15 protein-coding genes are annotated in these 19,456 nt (G+C 40.0%); 9 read left to right on the forward strand and 6 right to left on the reverse strand.

What is annotated here, in order from left to right:
• Positions 1–149: 149 nt before the first annotated feature.
• Positions 150–1,322, forward strand: a complete 1,173-nt coding sequence (locus tag MKL36_RS05875; RefSeq protein WP_000199593.1) for an acyl-CoA desaturase — start codon at positions 150–152, stop codon at positions 1,320–1,322.
• Between the two features lie 113 nt (positions 1,323–1,435).
• Complete coding sequence (locus MKL36_RS05880; RefSeq protein ID WP_001160208.1) at positions 1,436–2,878, forward strand: protein adenylyltransferase SelO; 1,443 nt, start codon at positions 1,436–1,438, stop codon at positions 2,876–2,878.
• 63 nt (positions 2,879–2,941) lie between these two features.
• Here the strand turns inward: MKL36_RS05880 and MKL36_RS05885 are convergent, their stop codons facing one another.
• Positions 2,942–3,628 (reverse strand): response regulator, encoded by a 687-nt coding sequence (locus tag MKL36_RS05885; protein WP_000680577.1) that lies wholly within the window; start codon positions 3,626–3,628, stop codon positions 2,942–2,944.
• Positions 3,629–3,647: 19 nt separating this feature from the next.
• A complete protein-coding gene (baeS, locus tag MKL36_RS05890) occupies positions 3,648–5,306 on the reverse strand; it encodes a sensor histidine kinase efflux regulator BaeS (protein WP_005119692.1) in 1,659 nt (552 codons plus the stop codon).
• Between the two features lie 131 nt (positions 5,307–5,437).
• On the opposite strand from baeS, the gene MKL36_RS05895 reads away from it, so the two are divergent.
• The 4 genes from MKL36_RS05895 (at position 5,438) to MKL36_RS05910 (ending at position 10,461) form a co-directional block, all read left to right on the forward strand.
• The gene (locus MKL36_RS05895) at positions 5,438–5,818 is read left to right on the forward strand and encodes a hypothetical protein (protein WP_021511279.1); all 381 of its coding nucleotides are present in this window, start codon (positions 5,438–5,440) and stop codon (positions 5,816–5,818) included.
• Positions 5,819–6,107: 289 nt separating this feature from the next.
• Positions 6,108–7,910 carry an acyl-CoA dehydrogenase C-terminal domain-containing protein gene (locus MKL36_RS05900; RefSeq protein WP_001136747.1) on the forward strand — a complete coding sequence of 601 codons (1,803 nt, stop codon included), beginning with the start codon at positions 6,108–6,110 and terminating at the stop codon, positions 7,908–7,910.
• A 167-nt stretch (positions 7,911–8,077) separates the two neighbouring features.
• Complete coding sequence (locus MKL36_RS05905; protein ID WP_021511278.1) at positions 8,078–9,859, forward strand: acyl-CoA dehydrogenase C-terminal domain-containing protein; 1,782 nt, start codon at positions 8,078–8,080, stop codon at positions 9,857–9,859.
• 119 nt (positions 9,860–9,978) lie between these two features.
• Complete coding sequence (locus MKL36_RS05910) at positions 9,979–10,461, forward strand: phosphate-starvation-inducible protein PsiE (RefSeq protein WP_001113297.1); 483 nt, start codon at positions 9,979–9,981, stop codon at positions 10,459–10,461.
• Between the two features lie 37 nt (positions 10,462–10,498).
• Here MKL36_RS05910 and MKL36_RS05915 read toward each other — a convergent pair whose 3' ends face one another.
• Entirely contained in the window at positions 10,499–10,882 is a 384-nt protein-coding gene (locus MKL36_RS05915) for an RcnB family protein (protein WP_000743009.1), read from the reverse strand.
• Between the two features lie 164 nt (positions 10,883–11,046).
• Between MKL36_RS05915 and MKL36_RS05920 the strand changes: the two genes are divergently transcribed.
• The gene (locus tag MKL36_RS05920; protein ID WP_001290061.1) at positions 11,047–11,493 is read left to right on the forward strand and encodes a hypothetical protein; all 447 of its coding nucleotides are present in this window, start codon (positions 11,047–11,049) and stop codon (positions 11,491–11,493) included.
• 65 nt (positions 11,494–11,558) lie between these two features.
• Here MKL36_RS05920 and MKL36_RS05925 read toward each other — a convergent pair whose 3' ends face one another.
• The 3 genes from MKL36_RS05925 to znuD form a co-directional block, all read right to left on the reverse strand.
• A complete protein-coding gene (locus tag MKL36_RS05925; RefSeq protein WP_021511277.1) occupies positions 11,559–12,923 on the reverse strand; it encodes a hypothetical protein in 1,365 nt (454 codons plus the stop codon).
• A gap of 37 nt (positions 12,924–12,960) precedes the next feature.
• Complete coding sequence (locus MKL36_RS05930; protein ID WP_021511276.1) at positions 12,961–14,424, reverse strand: phospholipase D family protein; 1,464 nt, start codon at positions 14,422–14,424, stop codon at positions 12,961–12,963.
• A 75-nt stretch (positions 14,425–14,499) separates the two neighbouring features.
• Positions 14,500–16,575: a zinc piracy TonB-dependent receptor ZnuD gene (gene znuD, locus MKL36_RS05935; RefSeq protein WP_086374074.1), complete on the reverse strand. Its 2,076-nt coding sequence runs from the start codon at positions 16,573–16,575 to the stop codon at positions 14,500–14,502.
• Between the two features lie 135 nt (positions 16,576–16,710).
• On the opposite strand from znuD, the gene MKL36_RS05940 reads away from it, so the two are divergent.
• Both MKL36_RS05940 and aspS read left to right on the forward strand, forming a co-directional pair.
• Positions 16,711–17,475, forward strand: a complete 765-nt coding sequence (locus MKL36_RS05940; RefSeq protein ID WP_001116952.1) for a DUF4184 family protein — start codon at positions 16,711–16,713, stop codon at positions 17,473–17,475.
• 170 nt (positions 17,476–17,645) lie between these two features.
• Positions 17,646–19,424: an aspartate--tRNA ligase gene (aspS, locus tag MKL36_RS05945; RefSeq protein ID WP_000986448.1), complete on the forward strand. Its 1,779-nt coding sequence runs from the start codon at positions 17,646–17,648 to the stop codon at positions 19,422–19,424.
• Positions 19,425–19,456 lie beyond the last annotated feature (32 nt).

Raw genomic sequence — 19,456 nt, forward strand, 5'->3', positions numbered from 1 at the left:
TCAATACATCTGTACAATAATGCTAGTGATTCTCACTAAGCACGTGCTAATATGATGTGCAAAATAGCAATATATCTTGAAGATTGGTTTTGCTATGTCGATTTGTCTTTTTACCTTGTATGACAAGGTTTCTAGGAGCGCTGCCGGATATGACTTCCGCCCCACTCAAGGCCCCAATTAACTGGACCGCTAGCATTACCTTAATTGGTTTACCAATTCTTGCTGCAATCATAATCCCGATTTATGCGTATTATTATGATTTTAGTGTAAGCGCATGGGTAAGCTTATTTTTTCTTTTAGCTTTAAGTAGCATGGGGATTACTGCTGGTTACCATCGTCTTTGGGCACACCGTGCTTATGAAGCGTCGTTACCACTTAAAATTCTTTTAATGATTGGCGGCACATTTGCTGTACAAAACAGTATTTTGTTTTGGGCATCTGGTCACCGTACCCATCATCGTCATGTCGACGATGTAGATGAAGACCCATATTCAATTGAACGTGGCTTTTGGTATGCCCATATGGGTTGGATGATCCGCGATCATTCTCCATCTGAACCAGATTTTAAAAATGCACCAGACTTACTCAATGACAAGCTGGTGATGTTCCAACATAAATACTATGCCTTGATGGTCGTAGCAGTTCACGTTGGTATTTTAGGTTTGGTTGGCTGGGCAACTGGCGATTTATGGGGTGTTGTACTTCTTGGTGGTCTATTACGTTTAATCATTAGTCATCAAGTTACATTCTTCATCAACTCACTTTGCCACATGTTCGGTAAACGTCCTTATACCGATGAAAACTCAGCACGCGATAACTTCTGGTTAGCGATTGCAACTTGGGGGGAGGGTTACCACAACTATCACCATATTTTCCAGTACGATTATCGTAATGGTGTGAAATGGTGGCAATATGATCCAACAAAATGGCTCATTTGGACATGCTCTAAGATCGGTTTAGCAAAGAACCTACGTCGTATTCCAAGCTTTAATATTAAAAAAGCAGAATTGGCAATGAAGTTTAAATATGCTGAACAAGACTTGGCTATTTATGGTCATGATGTAAATGCCGACATTAGTCAAATGAAGCAACGTATTGCTCAAGAGTATGAAGCATTTACACATACTTTAAATGACTGGGCGAAACTCAAAGAACAAGAGTTACAAGCAAAGAAAGCAGCAATGGCTGAAAAGATTCACAAAATGGATCATAAGTTAAAAGTTGATTTCCAATTGCTTGAACATCGTTTGAGTCATCACCGTGAGTGTTTAGAAACTTTAATGCGTAACATTAAAAAGAACACAAACGTCGTACCAGACTAATACGTCTTTATCCCGAAATAGCACCTGTAGAGCCATACTTTGCAGGTGCTATTTTTTTGGCTTGTTTTTAACTATGGTATAGTGAATTTTGCCTCAAATATTTAGTCCAGCCTATGCAATTTAATCCGCTTTATTCATCGCTCAATCCTAAGCTTTTTCATATCCAGCAACCTTCTCCGCTTCGTGGTGCAAAGGCTGGACACTTTAATTTAGCTTTAGCCGAAGAGTTACAATGGACAGATGAAGAAAAACAGGCTTGGGTTGAAATTTGCAGTGGTCAGCGTACCTTCTCGGAATTCCCGCCTTTGGCTATGGTGTATGCAGGCCATCAGTTTGGGCAATGGGCCGGTCAACTAGGCGACGGACGCGGCTTACTCATTGCGCAGATTCTTAATAAAAAAGGCCAAACCATAGATTTACATTTAAAAGGTGCAGGCCCCACGCCCTATTCGCGTATGGGAGATGGGCGAGCAGTTTTACGCTCTGTTATTCGTGAATATTTAGCAGGACATGCTTTAAATGCTTTAGGGGTTGCTTCTAGTCACGCAGTAGGTTTTACAAGCTCCACTCAAGGTGTACAGCGTGAAAAGCTAGAACCTGGCGCAATGTTACTTAGAACATCTGAATGTCATATCCGTTTAGGCCATTTTGAATGGATCAATCAATATGCACCTGAGCTATTGGCCGAGTTCACTCAAAAATGCATTGAATGGCACTATCCAGAATGCCAACAAGAAGAGCAACCTATTTTAGCTTTTGCTAAAGCTGTGATTAGAAATACAGCCATTATGATCGCCAAATGGCAGTTGGTCGGTTTTGCTCATGGTGTGATGAATACCGATAACTTAAATATTACGGGTTCTACACTCGATTTTGGTCCATACGGTTTTATGGAACGTTTCCGACCAAATTGGATTAACAACCATTCCGATTACCAAGGGCGTTACACCTATCAGAACCAACCGAGTATTGCGCACTGGAACTTATGGACTTGGTTAAATAATCTCATTCCACTTGCCGAACCTGAGCATAAAGAGCAGTTCAAAGAAGCGTTGGCCGCTTGCCTAGAAGAATTTGAGCCGACTTTTATTGAGCATTACACCACTGGGTTGTGTCAAAAAATGGGGCTTCCTCATTTTCATAAAGACAGTACTGAATGCGGCTTAAGCTTTTTGCGTATTCTGCAAGCGGAGCAGCTCGATTACACCCAAAGCTTCATTCGCCTTCAAAATAAAGAATACAAAGCTTTACGTGATGACTGCCTTGATATTCGACAATTTGATGCATTCCTTACGCAGTATCAAAACATCCGTGAATATCAAGATATTGATGAGCTTGACGCAAACATGCAGCAGGTAAATCCAATTTATATCTTACGTAACCATATGGCACAGCGAGCTATTGAAGCAGCGGAGCGAGATGATTTTAGTGAGGTTGACCGCTTATTTAAGCTACTCAACCATCCCTATACAAAGCAATCAGATTTGGAAAAACCGGAAGATTTAGGTCCGTTACCAAGCGATGTACCTGATGTCGCGGTGAGCTGTTCTTCTTAATTTTTTATCCACATTTTCTGTGGATAACATTGTGGTTATCCACAGCATAACTTTTCTAAGCAATTATTCTTCTGGATATTCGAAGCGATAACCTACTCCATAAACAGCTTGAATCCACTCATGACGGTTACCAGTTTCGGCCACTTCCGTGATTTTTCGACGCAAGTTTTTAATATGGCTATCAATAACTCGGTCGGCAACATCAAAGCTGTCCGGATTAATATGATCTAATAATTGTGCACGTGAATAAACTTGCCCCACATGTTCTAAAAATAACTCAAGTAGGCGAAATTCTGTTGGCGTTAAACTTAAAGATTTTTGTTGATACCAAATTCTTTGCTGTGCTTTATCAATACGGAAAGAATCATTTTGCTCTGGCTCAGCCTTACGTTCTAAACGACGTAAAACGGCCTGCACACGAGCAACCAGTTCTTTTGGACTAAAAGGTTTGCACACATAATCATCTGCCCCCATGTTTAGGCCCAAGACACGATCAATTTCTTCGGTACGTGCCGTCACCATAATAATCGGTAAATCTGACTGTTCACGTACCTTACGGCAAATCGTTAAACCATCCATTCTTGGAACCATTAAGTCCAGAATCATTAAATTAGGTTTACGTTGTTGAAAGCTCGTGTAAGCATCCTGACCATCATGAAACATGCTTACTTCGAATCCAGCAGCCTCAAGATAATCACGCACCAGATGCGCTAACTCGACTTCATCCTCAACCAACATAATATGTTTCATGGGCCATTTTTCCTTTTATTTAACTCTGCTTTTTAAAGGTCAGTACACAACGTAAACCACCTAATGGTGAGTGTTCAAAACTGAGTGTACCACCAAGCGCCTGCGCAATTTTACAAGATAAAGCTAAGCCTAGTCCTGTTCCACCTGTACTACGCGTACGCGAATCATCGACACGATAAAAACGTTCACCTAAACGTGATAATTGCTCATCACTTAAACCAAATGGACTGTCATCAACATATAAAGTCCACTCCTGAGGCGTTTGACTTGTATGAATATGAATCTTTCCACCTGTTTCGGTATAGCGAATACTATTACCAATCAAATTAACAATAATTTGTTTAAATCGATCGCGGTCTAACAATAAAGAAGCACCTTCACCTTCCACCTCAATTTCTAACCCTGCTTGTTCGAGTTTAGGTCTGAAATTTTCGACTTCTTGCAGTATAACTTCCCAAGGATTAACCGAACTCAAATAACATTTAAGTTGTTGAGCATCAGCCTGAGCCAAGTCTGCCAAATCTTGTGTCAATTTCTTTAAACTCGAAACTTGTCGCATCATGGCATCAAGATGTTCAGGTGTTGCCTTTCGGATACCGTCTTGCATCGCTTCAATCTGCGCTTGCAAAACAGCCAATGGAGTTTTCAATTCATGAGAGGTATCTGCAACCCATTGACGTCGTGATTCTTCATGCTGATGTAAAATTTCAGCTAAATGATTTAATTGAGTAGATAAATCACCTAACTCATCATTTCGTTTAATCACAACTTGGTGTTGATAATTACCTTTTGTTAACTCATTTGTTGCATTTAATAGACGCTGAATTGGCTTTTTAAAATAAGTTGCCATTAAAAGTGCTGCAACTAAACTCGACAGTAATGTTAAGGCATAAATTAAAAGTAAATAGCGCTTTTGATTACTGAAGAAATTAATACTTAATGCATCTTCTTTATCTAAAACTGGTTTTAGACCTAAATAACCTACGACCTGACTATTGACCATAATCGGGCGATAAGACATCTGATCCGAAGACGGCGGTTCACCCACTACGAACTGGTGTTTGGCATCATATAAAGATAAACGAGAACTTAAGCCCAGCCGGTCTGGTAAAGCAATAAAACGTTTCTTACCATTTTGCGTCTCAATGTCTTTGAGGCTTCCTTTTTTTGATTTGTTTTTATCATCGCTTGGACGAAACTGGTTTGCACTTAGCGGGAATCTTAAACCTTCAAACGGTTGATATTCCGAAGGTAAGTTTTGCTCAAGCGTACGTAGTTCTTCATCACTAAAAATAGAGTTCTTATTTACCGTTCCCGCATCTGGAGAAATATTAATGAGAGTGTGTTCATCGAAAGAATGCTGCTGAATGGCAATATCATATTGGCGGCGTAACCACCACTGGGAAAGACGGTCATAATCATCTGGTGCTGCCGTTCCTTCAATTTGTAAGATTTGCGCCTGAATCGCATTCCCCCAATCATGATAAACGGTATATACATTTCCCAGATTAGTAATAAGCCGATCTAGCTTTTGCATTTCAACATCGGCTACATATTTGGCAAAGTTCTTTTGCATCGTCCAGTGCAGAACACTCAAACTCGCAGTTGCAATTAACAGCGTGGTAAGCAAAACCGTTAAAAATAACCGCAAGGCTATGGGAACACGTAGAACGTTCAAAAGCACTCTCTCATTTTTACTCTATATTTTGCATTGTAACCAACAACGAAAAGAAAAACTCTCCATTGTTTCTTCATCTTTATTATCTAATCTTTAAGTCATCTTAAAACAAACATTAAAGGGTTTTAACCATGAAAATGACGGCTAAAATTACATTATTCAGTGCAGCAATTGTAACTATGGGTAGTTTGGCTGCTTGTCAATCAACAACTCAACCACCTAAGCCAGAACATGGCATGATGCAAGATGGCCCACGTGATGGTCACCACCATCGTATGAAACACCGTGAATTTACGCCTGAACAAAAAGCAGCATGGGAACAACACCGTGCAGAGCGTAAAGCTCGTTTTGAGCAAATTCAAAAAGCATGTGAAGGTAAAGCTGTTGGACAAACTGTCAATGTTCAAGTTGGAGATAAAACACTTGAAGGTACATGTAACCTCCGCTTTGAGCCAAAACGTCCTCAACCACCAGTCAATGCACCTGCTCCAGTAGCATCTCAAGCAAAATAATTCTAAAAATAATAAAACAAAAGGCGCCAGAAGGCGCCTTTTGTTTATACATAACTATTTACGATTTTGACTATTTGTCTCATCTAAACTTCATCAAAAGTGTTTACACTCAAAGCACTTACATAGTTCAAGTATTTTTTTCTTGACTTTGCAGTCACAAAGTAAAGGCCCCGAGGTGCTTGTACAGTTATGCAAGTTGTTGCACGATGTAATAGTTCAAGGTGCCTTATGGCACATTATCGTAGATTAGGATTATAACTCTGGTTTCACCAGTATTGAGGAACCCGATATGCCACAATACAAAGCGCCCTTACGTGATATGCAATTCGTTTTGCATGAATTATTAAATGCTGAAGAACACTATGCAAAATTACCTGACTTTCAAGGTAACGTAAGCCGTGAATTGGTTGATCAATATTTAGAAGCTGCGGCAGACTTCTGTGAAAATGAACTTTCTCCTTTAAACCAAGTTGGCGACCGTGAAGGTTGTACTTGGAATGATGGTGTTGTAACTACACCAACAGGCTTTAAAGAAGCTTATCAAAAATACATCGAACTTGGCTTCCCGTCTTTATCAGCAGAAGAACAATACGGTGGTCAAGGCTTACCTAACTCTTTAGGTATCGCAATTTCAGAAATGGTAGGTAGCTCTAACTGGGCATGGGGTATGTACCCTGGTTTGTCTCACGGTGCAGTACGTACATTAGAACATCACGGTTCTGAAGAGCAAAAAAATACTTACTTACCAAACCTTGTTTCAGGTGTTTGGACAGGTACCATGTGTTTAACTGAATCTCATGCAGGTTCAGACTTAGGTATTATCCGTACTAAAGCAGAACCAAATGCAGATGGTAGCTATGCAATCTCTGGCGAGAAAATCTTTATCTCTGCTGGTGAACACGACATGGCTGAAAACATTATCCATATCGTTCTTGCTCGTCTACCAGGCGCACCAAAAGGGACTAAAGGGATTTCGTTATTCATAGTTCCTAAGTTCAATGTCAATGCAGACGGAACTCTAGGCGAACGTAATGCCGTACGTTGTGGTTCAATCGAACACAAAATGGGTATTCACGGTAACGCGACTTGTGTCATTAACTTTGACCAAGCAAAAGGTTATTTAATTGGCCCTGAAAACCGTGGTTTGAACTGTATGTTCACCTTCATGAACACAGCACGTATTGGTACTGCGGTTCAAGGTTTATCTGCATCTGAGTCTTCTTTCCAAGGTGCTTTAACTTACGCGAAAGAACGTTTAGCTATGCGTTCACTTTCTGGTCCTAAAGCTCCAGAAAAAGAAGCAGATCCAATTATCGTTCACCCTGCCGTTCGTAACATGCTTTTAACTCAAAAAGCGTTTGCTGAAGGTGGTCGTGCACTTGTGTACTTACTTGCTCAATATGCAGATATCGTTGAAAAAGGCGAAACTGAAGAAGAGCGTAAGTTTGCTGACAACATCTTGTCTTTATTGACTCCAATTGCAAAAGCATTCTTAACTGAAACAGGTTCTGAATCTGCTAAGCACGGTGTTCAAGTGTTCGGTGGTCATGGCTTCATTTCTGAGCATGGCATGGAGCAAATCGTACGTGATACACGTATTGCTTGCTTGTATGAAGGTACAACTGAAATTCAAGCACTGGACTTGTTAGGCCGTAAAGTTTTACAAACTCAAGGTGCAATGCTTCGTGATTTCACTAAGATTGTTCACAAGTTTGTAGAAGCAAATAAAGACAATCCTGCCATGAAAGAATTTGTTGAGCCACTTGCTGCGCTGAACAAAGAATGGGGCGACCTCACTATGCAAATCGGTATGCGTGCAATGCAAAATCCGGATGAAGTAGGTGCAGCGGCTGTAGATTACCTCTACTTCTCTGGTTACGTTACTTTAGCTTATCTATGGGCTCGTATGGCACTTGTAGCACAAGAGAAATTAGCTGCGGGTACAACCGATGTTGATTTCTACAATGCGAAAGTAACTACTGCTCGCTTCTACTTCAAGAAAATTTTACCGCGTGTACGCTCTCATGTAGACGTTATCGCAGGTGGTTTAGACCCATTGATGGCATTAGATGCTGAACATTTCGCTTTCTAATCATAGTTAGTTGCGATATGCAATGTTAAAAACCAAAAAAGGACTGCTCAGTTTTGACGGTCCTTTTTTTATAAAATCAATGATAAATTTAGATTTTAAATTCAATATCCATTTCGTTTTACAGGATATCTAGCACAGGCCGATGTGCACAAAAAAGGTGAACGATTATGCCAATTTACAATGCTCCTTTAGCTGATATGAAATTCATCTTAAATGATGTATTTAAAGCAGAACAATTTTGGCAGGCTAATGAGAAACTCGCTCATGTAGATGCTGCAACAGCTGAAGCAATTTTAGAAGAAATGGCTAAATTTGCGCAGAACGTGACTCATCCATTAAACCGTACTGGTGATGAAGAAGGCGCTCGCTACGAAAACGGTGAAGTCTTTACTCCTGCTGGCTTTAAAGATGCATTTCGTCAATATGCAGAAGGTGGTTGGATTGGCTTAGGCGCAGATGAAGAATGGGGCGGTCAAGGCATGCCAAAAATGCTTACCGTTCTTGCGGATGAAATGTTATTCGCGACAAACCCATCTTTCATGCTCTACCCACTTCTTTCAGTAGGCGCAGGTATGGCTTTAAGTAGCTATGCATCTCAAGAGCAAAAAGAAACGTATTTACCTAAGATTTATTCAGGTGAATGGTCAGGTACCATGTGTTTGACTGAACCACATGCCGGTACTGACTTAGGTATTATCAAAACTAAAGCCGAGCGCAATGAAGATGGTACTTATAACATTACAGGTACTAAAATCTTCATCACTGGCGGTGACAACGATTTAGCAGAAAACATCATTCACTTGGTACTTGCTAAAACTCCAGATGCTCCTGCTGGTTCACGTGGTATCTCGCTATTTATTGTACCGAAATACCTTGTAAACGAAGACGGTTCTTTAGGTGACCGCAACCATGTTGGCCCAGGTTCTATTGAACATAAGATGGGGATCAAAGCATCTGCAACTTGTGTGATGAACTTTGACGGTGCGAAAGGTTACCTCGTTGGTAAAGAAAACGAAGGCCTTGCTGCCATGTTCGTGATGATGAACTACGAACGTTTATCAATGGGTATTCAAGGTTTAGGCGCTTCTGAATTTGCTTATCAAAATGCTGCTCAATACGCGACTGACCGTTTACAAGGCCGCAGTGCAGTTGGTGTTCAATCGCCAAATAAACCTGCTGACAGCATTTTAGTCCACGGCGATGTACGTCGTATGTTGTTAAATGTACGTGCAAACAACGAAGCTTCTCGTGCATTTGCAGTCTATGTAGGCCAGCAACTCGATATCACTAAATTCTCAACTGATGCAGCAGCAGTGAAAAAAGCCAATGACCGTGTTGCGCTTTTAACTCCAATTGCAAAAGCTTACCTCACAGATACAGCATTCCAAGCGACATTAGATGCTCAAATGGTTTTTGGTGGTCACGGTTACATCCGTGAATGGGGTATGGAACAATGTATTCGTGACCTTCGTATTGCTCAAATCTACGAAGGAACCAACGGCGTTCAGTCTCAAGATTTAATTGGTCGTAAAACCATTAAGTGTGGCGGCGCTTTCATTGCTGAATACATCACTGAAATTCGTGACTTTGCAAATGACTTAGACACTGATTTGAACTTCATTAAAGATGCAACTTTAGATGCTGCAACTGAAATCGAAGCAATCACTCAGTTTATTATTGAGCAAGCTGCAGAGAACGTAGAGTTCCCGAACTCTGCTGCTGTTGATTACTTACATGCAGTGGGTCTACTCAGCTTCTCTTATATGTTTGCAAAAATTGCTGCCGCTGCTAAAGATAAGTCTGGTGATTTCTACCAAAACAAACTTGCATTGGCTCAATACTTTGTTGAACGTATCTTGCCGGATATTGATGCGCGTATTGCTAAAATCAAAGCGGGTTCAGATTTAATTATGGGCTTTAGTGAAGATTACTTTACAAATCAAGCTTAATTAAGTTCTTTATAAAAACGCTTGAATAATCAGGCGTTTTTTATTTTGTATTTACTATTTCCATTGGCACAAAATTTGTTTAATTTCTAAACATTACGAAATAAACAAAAGATCTTATTATGCCTGATCCTAAAAAATACGAACGAATACTTGACCGTTTCGGACATTACGCCGTAGAAGCCTTCCATTATTTAGCCTTATTTATTATCGGGTGTATGGTGGCATGGTCGGCAGCCAATACGGTTTTTGAAATTCTGACCGTCAAAAAGTATGCTTCAATTGATGATATTTTATTATTATTTATTTACTTAGAACTTGGAGCAATGGTTGGAATTTACTTTAAAACTAATCATATGCCTGTACGTTTTCTTATTTATGTCGCCATTACAGCCCTAACACGTTTACTGATTTCTGATATCCAACATGATCATAAAGCCGACCTTGATCAAGTCATTATTACAGGCTCAATTCTTATTTTAGCTCTCTCTATTTTAGTTGTCCGTTTTGCTTCTTGGCACTACCCATCTGTTATGAAAGAAAAACATTCAAAAACACCTACTTCGTTAAAAACGCCCCAACCGCAAGATGACGAGTTGGCATAAAAAAATGGCCCTAAGCGGGCCATTTTTTATTTTACGTTTAACGAACTCGATAAATGTGATGTTTCGAGTCAACCAATAAGTATTGGTTAGGAGTCTTCACCCAGTGGTATCCACGTGGTGGTGCATATAAGCGATGTGCACGCCAGTCTGAGACATAATAACGGCTATTACGGTATTCCACAGGAATACGATCACCGCGCTTAAAGGCTACATATCGGCCATAATGGTTGCCACGCTCAGAGTGTGACCAAACAGGAGCTCTATGATCATTGCGGTGGTCATAACGATAATCATGACGCTGTTCATAGCGATTATGGTCTTTACCGTGATAGTTATCCCAACGATGATTTGAATCGGCCATCGCAGTTGCCGACATACCCAACATTAATGTTGAAAGTACGAGAACAATAGGCTTTTTCATGGAGTATTCCTTTTTATCTTGATCTGAAGCTAGATTAAGAGAGAGTCAAGGAGAAACCATGAATAAAATGGCTTTGATTGATATTGTTTGTAATGACTATAAAGAAAATATGAAGAATCTGTATCTGTGCTACCATTAGCATTTTTCAAGCTAGGTCAATTGCTGTGTCTGAAATCAGTTTTGAACGTCTTCATCAATTTTTCTGCAAAGTTCCAAGTGTACAAGAAGCCCGCATCATGGCTCATGGAGCAGATGGCGAACACGCTTGGTGGTTTAAGTTCAGTATTGATGTAGAACACCCTCTCGCATGGCAAACCGTTCAAGAACTCGGGCATGTTTTAAATTACTTGTCGACGAATGAGCGTTTACCTACTTTATTCTTTCCTGTATCTCCACCACCTTACATGAATGGTGAAGCAAAAGATTTTTTATCATGGGTTATTCAGTGTAATCACCCTGAGTTTTCTCCAGATGTGGTTTGTGATTGGCTTGAAGCGCGTTTGCCGAATCCTGTAGATGATGAGTCGCAGTGGAAAATTAAGACGGATTTGAGTGAAATAGAAAAGTTAGATGATAAGGCTTTAGATCAGTTGATTCCGCCTACGCCTTAATAAAGTAAATAATTCTTCTCTTTAACTTCACAGAATTTTTCTTCAAAAGTTAAAGAGAAGCCCATCTATTTAAACCAGTTTTTTATATGTGATGCTATCCTGCTTCTAAAATCAGGCTGTTCTGCAATTTCATCAAAAAGCCCTTCCATTTGCGGTTGTATCTGTTTCTCATAGTGTTGTTGAGCAGCAGGTAAAGCAAACGAAAAGACCTGATCCCAATAACTGGTCGCCTCCAAACGTAATTTCAGTTCATCTGCCAGTCGATGATTTTCCTGAATTCCAAAACCACCTCTCAATGCCACAATTAAGACCTCTGCAACTTTATTGTCAATGCTACCATATTTAAAAGCCAGTTCTGCCCACTGCGCCTGTTCACACTGCTCAGTTAAAGCAACCATCCATTCAACCGCGTCCAGACAGCCTAATTCGCTGGCTTGCTGAAAATATTGTCTAGCAAGCTCTGGATCATCCTCAATGTAATAACGTCCTTTTTCATATAATGCTTGTGCATGTTTATGTTCCGCAGCAATAGTAAAATATTTTTCAATTTCATCTAACTCATCATTACCGAGATCAGGCTTTTGATCTAACTCATAGGCATAGGCATACATTGCGACTGGATGATTCAACTCTGCTGCATTTTTTAAATAGTTTAACGAATTTTCTGTCAGCCTTGACAATTGCAGCCATGCATCTGCACTACCTAAAGTCGCTTGCTGTTGATAAAACTGCTGTTGCCACTGCCACAACTGTTCTCGGTTTTGTTCTGATATATAACTGGCTTCATCAGTTCGAAGAAATTCAATAATTTTCTGGATATGGCCTCGTTGAAAAGCGTGTTCCAGATACTGCATTAGGTCTTGCTGCGCATGCTCAAAATAATCGTTCCATGCCGTGGCATCAAATAATCCAAGCTGCTTCAATTCTTCATCATCATATCTTGACAAATACAAACTGGCACTCAGCTTTTCACCCTGATTCCAGGCCTGATACAGATACTGCATACTTTCAGTGTCTGGATAAGCAACTCCATGCTTAGCTTTGATAAGTAACGCTTGAGTATTTCCCTGCGCAATTAATTGATCTGTAATCTGATGTAATTCACCAAAGATTTGATCAGTATAATTTTCGTCGTAATACCCTATATCGAAAATCGTATTTTTTCTTTTTAATAAATCAAATAATGTGATAATGGCTTGAGCATGGCCCAAATGTGCCGCATGAAGTAGATATTGGTCACGAAAATATATATTACGAGGCAGTATGCAATCCCCCCTCTCGTGATCATAAAACAGAGCAAGTTCAAACAGTGCTTGTGGGTTTTCTTGAGTAGCTAATACTTTTAATGATTCAATTGCCCGAATTGAATCAATCAAAATATTCTGGTTACCATAACTCAATGCCAAAGCATATTCTAAGGTTTCAACCATTAATCATTTTCCGTTTTTATCAAAATACTGTATTCAATTAAAAAGTCGATAAACCTGACCATTCCATAAAACGATAAATCCAATACTTCACTTTAGACTCATCGGCATACTTCGCATAGTCCACGCTCATCTGTCTACCTTGTAGGTTTGACCAAGAGATATTGAAGTAATTCTGAGCGTCTTTAAAGACTTGATCTTGAACTTTACCAATAACCAACATATCCGTTTCAAGGTTATAATTTTTTAAATTACGGGCCGTAAAGTTGGCAGATCCTACGATCAACTCAGCGTGTTGGGCGTTATATTTTAAGATCATTTTGCTATGGTTCTGCTCACCATGGGTATCACACCAACGAATTGGAATGCCAGCAGCATGCAACTCTGAAGCTACCTGACGGTTTGGAATACCATTCTTTTGTCTACCAAACGCATCTTTATTTGGGTCGAGTAAAACACGAACAATAACACCACGTTCTTGGGCACTTTTTAGAGCTTTAATAATCTTACGTTCAGATAAATAGAACATACTTAAATCAAGATGTTCTTTAGGTTTAGCCGTATTAATTAATTTTAATACAGCTTCATAGATTGCCCCTTCAGTTAACACCTGAACTTGAGGCTTGCTAACGTCTTTTTCAAAATCGCCTAAAATAAGTGATGGTGAACTACTTCCTGACATTTGCGCAACAGCAGCTTCGGTTTGGAGTACATCAGCAGCTGTGGCTCCATTTACCACCAATGCCACATTAGAATGGCGCGAACTACCATCATGCGGATTTGCTGAAGTTACTAATGACTTCCAACCCACATCGGTATCAACGACAACAGTTTTACGATGGTTTGCTTTAAAGTTAAATAAGTTCAAATAACTACGTAGCGTAATTTTTTCATCGCCAAATGGGTTGGGTAACCAGCCTTTCTCTGGATTATTGCCAATATTTTGGCAACAGATGTACCAAAACCCCGACCAGAATGGGTTTGAAGCACGTAAAGGTGCCAGATTCGTTTCGATGACATCAACACCAGCTTGGCGTAATTGACGGTAGTGTTCAGGGCTTAGTCCCCCATATACCGAATTAATCGGGTCGGTAATCATAACAACCTGAATTTGAGGGTTTTGTCTTTTTTTACTCACTAATGCATCAGTGAGCTCTTGCATCAATGGTCTTTGCTTTAGTTTTGAATCGCCTACTTCTGAATTAAATAAGAACATATCCACCACAATTGTGGTTTTTGCCTCATCAATCATTTTCAAGATTTCATCAAAGATGTGCTGATCAACCTGTTGTTGCCCATTCGCATCAATATACGTTTTATCGGCTAAAAATTTAACATCGGCATGTCTGAGCTTGCCACTAAAGTTAATTCCTTGCGGCAATGGTTTCACTGTGTGATAAATTGCCGATGCAAGATATGCAATAGCAACAACGCAAAGTATGACCGCCATATAACGACGTCCTGACCAATTTAACTTTTGATGAATTCGCTGAAAAATACGCATAAAAAAGACCTAACTTGATAGTTTCAAATTAGGTCTTTTGGCTTGATTTTTCAAGTTTAGTTTCGTGTTGAAGCCTTAGAAACTAAAATCTACACCAACGGTAAAGTTACGTCCAACTTGCGGGATATTTGATAAGAACGATGCATGTTGATAAACCGTGTCATCTAACAAGTTATTCGCTTTTAAATAAACGCGATAATCTGTTTTTGCACCATATTGTCCAGAGTATGCTACCCCTAAATTGAGCATGTTGTAGCCTTCTGTTTCGGTTTCATAAGCCGCAATCTTATTTTGATTAAAGACATGATAGTACTCAGCAGAACCACTAAAACCGTCACCAAAATCTGCATCAACTTTAGTACCTAAACGCCCAGCCGGAATACGTGGAGCATTGCCCTCGGCATCAATCTTACCGCGCACGTAATCGCCAAAAGCACTGATCTTGTACATTGGCGTAATTTGATAACCAATTTCACCCTCAGCACCATAGAAACGTGCTTTATCTTGAGTATATTGAACTAAACGGAAGTCTTTATAACGGTCAAGGGTTTGCGCATAGATGTAGTCATCAAACCAGTTATGGTAAACATGAAGATGATAATCGAGTTTTTCATTATCAAAATGCAAACCTAACTCAACATTATTTGATTTTTCCTTACTGAGTTGATCATTTCCTAACTCATAAGTATTCGTCGCAAAATGGGCACCATTTGCATATAACTCTTGAGCAAGAGGCAGACGCTCTTGGTGTGATGCTACAAATGAAAGCTTATAATTTGGCGCAAACTCCCAGTTGGCAGCACCTGCATAGGAAAAAGCAGAACCGTCAAAATCTTGTTTAGAGTTATCATCTACATCGATTTCTTGCTGATCTGCACGAGCAGAAAGTTCAAAATGAACATCTTTCCATTGTTTATGTTCTAAAGCAAAAACACTCCACTTTTTGGTAGTGGTTGGTGCCATAAATGCTTCTTCACCAGTTAAATTTAGTTTTTGTTGGCCTAACTGGGTACCAATTACCCCTTCCCAATCAGCAATAGGGTTATGGACTAACTCAATACGCCCATCATAACCTTTGTTTTGGAATCGAGTTGCGATTGCCCCTTCTTCAATCTCATCATGCTGATAATCTGTATAGCTCGCTTGGGCACGTAACTTTTGGAAGCCTGCAAATGGATCGTTTAACTCGGTTTTAAAATCATAACGCTCAGACTTTAAGTCAATCCATGGACCGCCATGTTCATGCTCATGTTCTTCATGGGCATGAGCCTCTTCACCCTCTTCATGATCATGCTCATGAGCATCACAATGTAAATGTGGTCTACCTGTTAAATGAGCGCTACAGGTTTCATATTCATGGCTATGCCCCGGTAAACCATACTGGTCTCGACGGTTACTATACGAAATACCCGTATAACCGCGATCATAAATCCAAGACAACCCCACATTCACTGAATCACCTTGTGCAAAGGTATTGTCTACACGGCGCTCTTTTTCACCTTCATGAATATAGTTTGGTGCAATATAGTTATTCGCATCACGTGTTAACCCCTCAACACGTAATGCAACTTGGCTTCCCAACCCTACAGTTACACCAGCACTCGCCAGCTTTTCATCACTTCCAGTGTTGTAACGTAAACCAACTTGTCCTTCATAACCATTTTCAGGCATTTGTGTAGGGAGCTTGTTATCAATAACGTTGACTAAACCACCAACAGTTCCCGCACCAAACAATAAAGTAGAGGGTCCACGAATTACTTCAACTTGTTTTGCGAGAACTGGATCTACTGTTACAGCATGATCAGGAGACAAAGTTGAGACATCCACATTTTCAGATGAATTTTGAAGAACTTTAACACGTGGTCCATCTTGGCCACGAATCACCGGACGACTTGAACCAGCCCCAAACTGATTCGCATAAATCCCCACCTCACTATTGAGCGCATCCCCAATAGTGGCGGCCCCTTCAGTCAAATGCTTTTGGTCAACTACAGTATCAGCGACTGCAAAATCTTTTGAAGTTTGCTCAAGGGGGTGCGCCTTAATGCGGATAGTTTCTAACTTCTCAACATTTTCATTTTCTGCTGCAAATACAGGTATGGATATGGCAGCCAAAATGGATAAGGTCAAAATATTTTTATAGAACAACATGAGGTGAGTCTCTAATCGTACGCCTTTTGTTTTGTTATATTATAACATTTCAATTGTTTTGCAATAAAAAACATTCGCTAATGACATGTTTCGATAGACTCAAGTTTTTGATGATGTGAGAAGCTTTCTTTTCTAATGCCTTTTACAATCTCCCATGCAGTTATCGCCCCTCCACTTGCTAAATTGAGCCGAAACACGTTACCCATTGCCGCCTTAGCAATTGGCAGTATGACGCCCGATCTTTACCGCTTATTTACAATGCAATCAGGTATGCTGACTCATCAATGGCAGGGGCTTTTCTACCCTAACCTTGCATTAGGGCTATTATTCTCTGCCATTTGGTATTTACTTTACCGACCTGTGGTTTACCGTTTTTTTGGTATCCAACACGATTTAAAACTAGATTCTTTTAGACATTTTTTTAGCTTTTTTATTGGAATCATAATTGCTCTACTCATTGGTATAGCAACACATCTCATTTGGGATGGGCTTACCCACTCAGACTTTAGAACTTTTATATTTCAAGACTTTTTATCGCAAACTGTTCACTTGTTTGGCCGCCCTTATCCATTGCATCGCCTTCTTCAACTCGGTTCTTCTGCTCTGGCATTACCTTTTTTAGGCTGGATGAGTATTCATTACTATCAGCGCCATAAACAGCATTGGAAAGTAAATTATAAAATTAAAATTTTTGCTTGGTGTTTATTTGCTTTATCTACACTTTTAGGCTTATTTTCATTTTGGGACTATGCCCGTTATATTCCCCATGAGGTTTGGCATTCTGATACCTATTATTTTACTGGCCGCTCTATTAATGAGTTTATGCAAGGTTGGTTAAGTACGTTTAGTTTAGGATGTCTATTATTCTTATTTTTAGATCGACAACAAAGAATGGGCTAAATAGCTAAACTTGCTGCCAAATTGCTCATTTTTAGCTAAATTATAGCTGTTTTTTGATCTAGTTCTTGTGGCATGCCATTCAACAGGGCATAATCGAAAACTTATTTTTTTGACGGTGCGCGGTTTACGCATCCGTCTTTTCAGCCAATATAGTTTGGATAATCTTCATCATGATGCGAACTCATTACTGTGGCTCTTTAACTGAAGCCCAAATCGACCAGACCGTTACATTATGCGGTTGGGTACATCGTCGCCGTGACCATGGCGGTGTTATTTTCCTTGATATGCGTGACCGTGATGGTCTCGTTCAAGTGGTTATTGACCCAGATACTCCAGAAGCATTTGCAACTGCAGATAAAGCACGTTCTGAATATGTATTAAAAATTACAGGTCGTGTTCGTCGCCGTTATGAAGGTACTGAAAACCCAAATATGGTGAGTGGTCAAATCGAAGTTTTAGGCAAAGAAATCGAAGTTCTTGCTGCATCTGAAACTCCACCATTCCCATTAAATGATGACACTATTAACGTGTCAGAAGAACACCGTTTAAAATATCGTTTCTTGGACATCCGTCGTCCAGAAATGTTAGAGCGTTTACGCTTCCGTTCTAAAGTAACCAACTTGATTCGTAACTATTTAGACGATCATGGTTTCTTAGACGTTGAAACTCCGATTTTAACTCGTGCAACCCCTGAAGGTGCGCGTGACTATTTAGTACCAAGCCGTGTACAAAATGGTAGCTTCTATGCACTTCCACAATCACCACAATTATTCAAACAATTGTTGATGGTTGGTGGTATTGATCGCTACTACCAAATCGCGAAATGTTTCCGTGATGAAGACTTACGTGCTGACCGTCAGCCTGAATTTACTCAAATCGACATTGAAACATCGTTCTTAAACGACGATGACATTATGGATTTGATGGAAGGCATGACTATTAAATTATTTAACGACTTGCTTGGCGTAAAATTTGAAAAATTCCGCCGTATGCCATACAGCGAAGCAATGCGTGATTATGCATCTGACAAACCAGACTTGCGTATTCCGTTAAAACTCGTTGATGTTGCAGATTTAATGCAAGAAGTTGAGTTCAAAGTATTTGCAGGTCCAGCTAAAGACCCTAAAGGCCGTATTGCAGCACTTCGTGTACCGGGCGCAGGTTCATTAACACGTAGTCAGATTGACGAATACACTAAATTTGTCGGTATCTACGGTGCGAAAGGCTTAGCGTACATTAAAGTCAATGAAATCGAAAAAGGAATTGAAGGTCTTCAATCTCCTATCGTTAAATTCATCGAACCAATCGTAATGCAATTGCTTGAACGTGTTGGTGCTGAAAATGGCGATATCGTATTCTTTGGTGCGGACAAAGCTAAAATTGTAAATGATGCAATGGGTGCACTTCGTGTCAAGATCGGTCATGACTTGAACCTTGCGACTTGTGAGTGGGCTCCACTTTGGGTTGTTGACTTCCCAATGTTTGAAGAAACTGACGATGGCAAATGGACTTCTGTACACCATCCATTCACATTACCTAAATCTAGCGTAGAAGACGTGAAGAGCAACCCAGGCGAAGCACTTTCTGTTGCTTACGACATGGTATTGAACGGTACTGAAGTTGGTGGTGGTTCACTTCGTATTTACACATTAGAAATGCAAAAAGCGATTTTTGAAGCGCTTGGTATTTCCGATGAAGAAGCAGAAGAAAAATTCAGCTTCTTACTCAATGCACTTCGTTACGGTGCACCTCCTCACGGTGGTTTGGCATTTGGTCTTGACCGTTTAGTAATGCTTATGACTGGCGCGACTTCAATTCGTGATGTTATTGCGTTCCCTAAAACGAAAACTGCTGAATGTCCACTTACTCAAGCACCGGCTCCTGTTGAAGCAAACCAGCTTCGTGACTTGGGCATCCGCTTACGTGAACAACAAAAGAAAGAAGCTTAATTGCTCTTTAATAAAAAACCCTGCAATTGCAG

Source organism: Acinetobacter sp. AOR12_HL, assembly GCF_027855275.1.
In the GTDB taxonomy this organism is placed as follows: Bacteria; Pseudomonadota; Gammaproteobacteria; order Pseudomonadales; family Moraxellaceae; genus Acinetobacter; species Acinetobacter baumannii.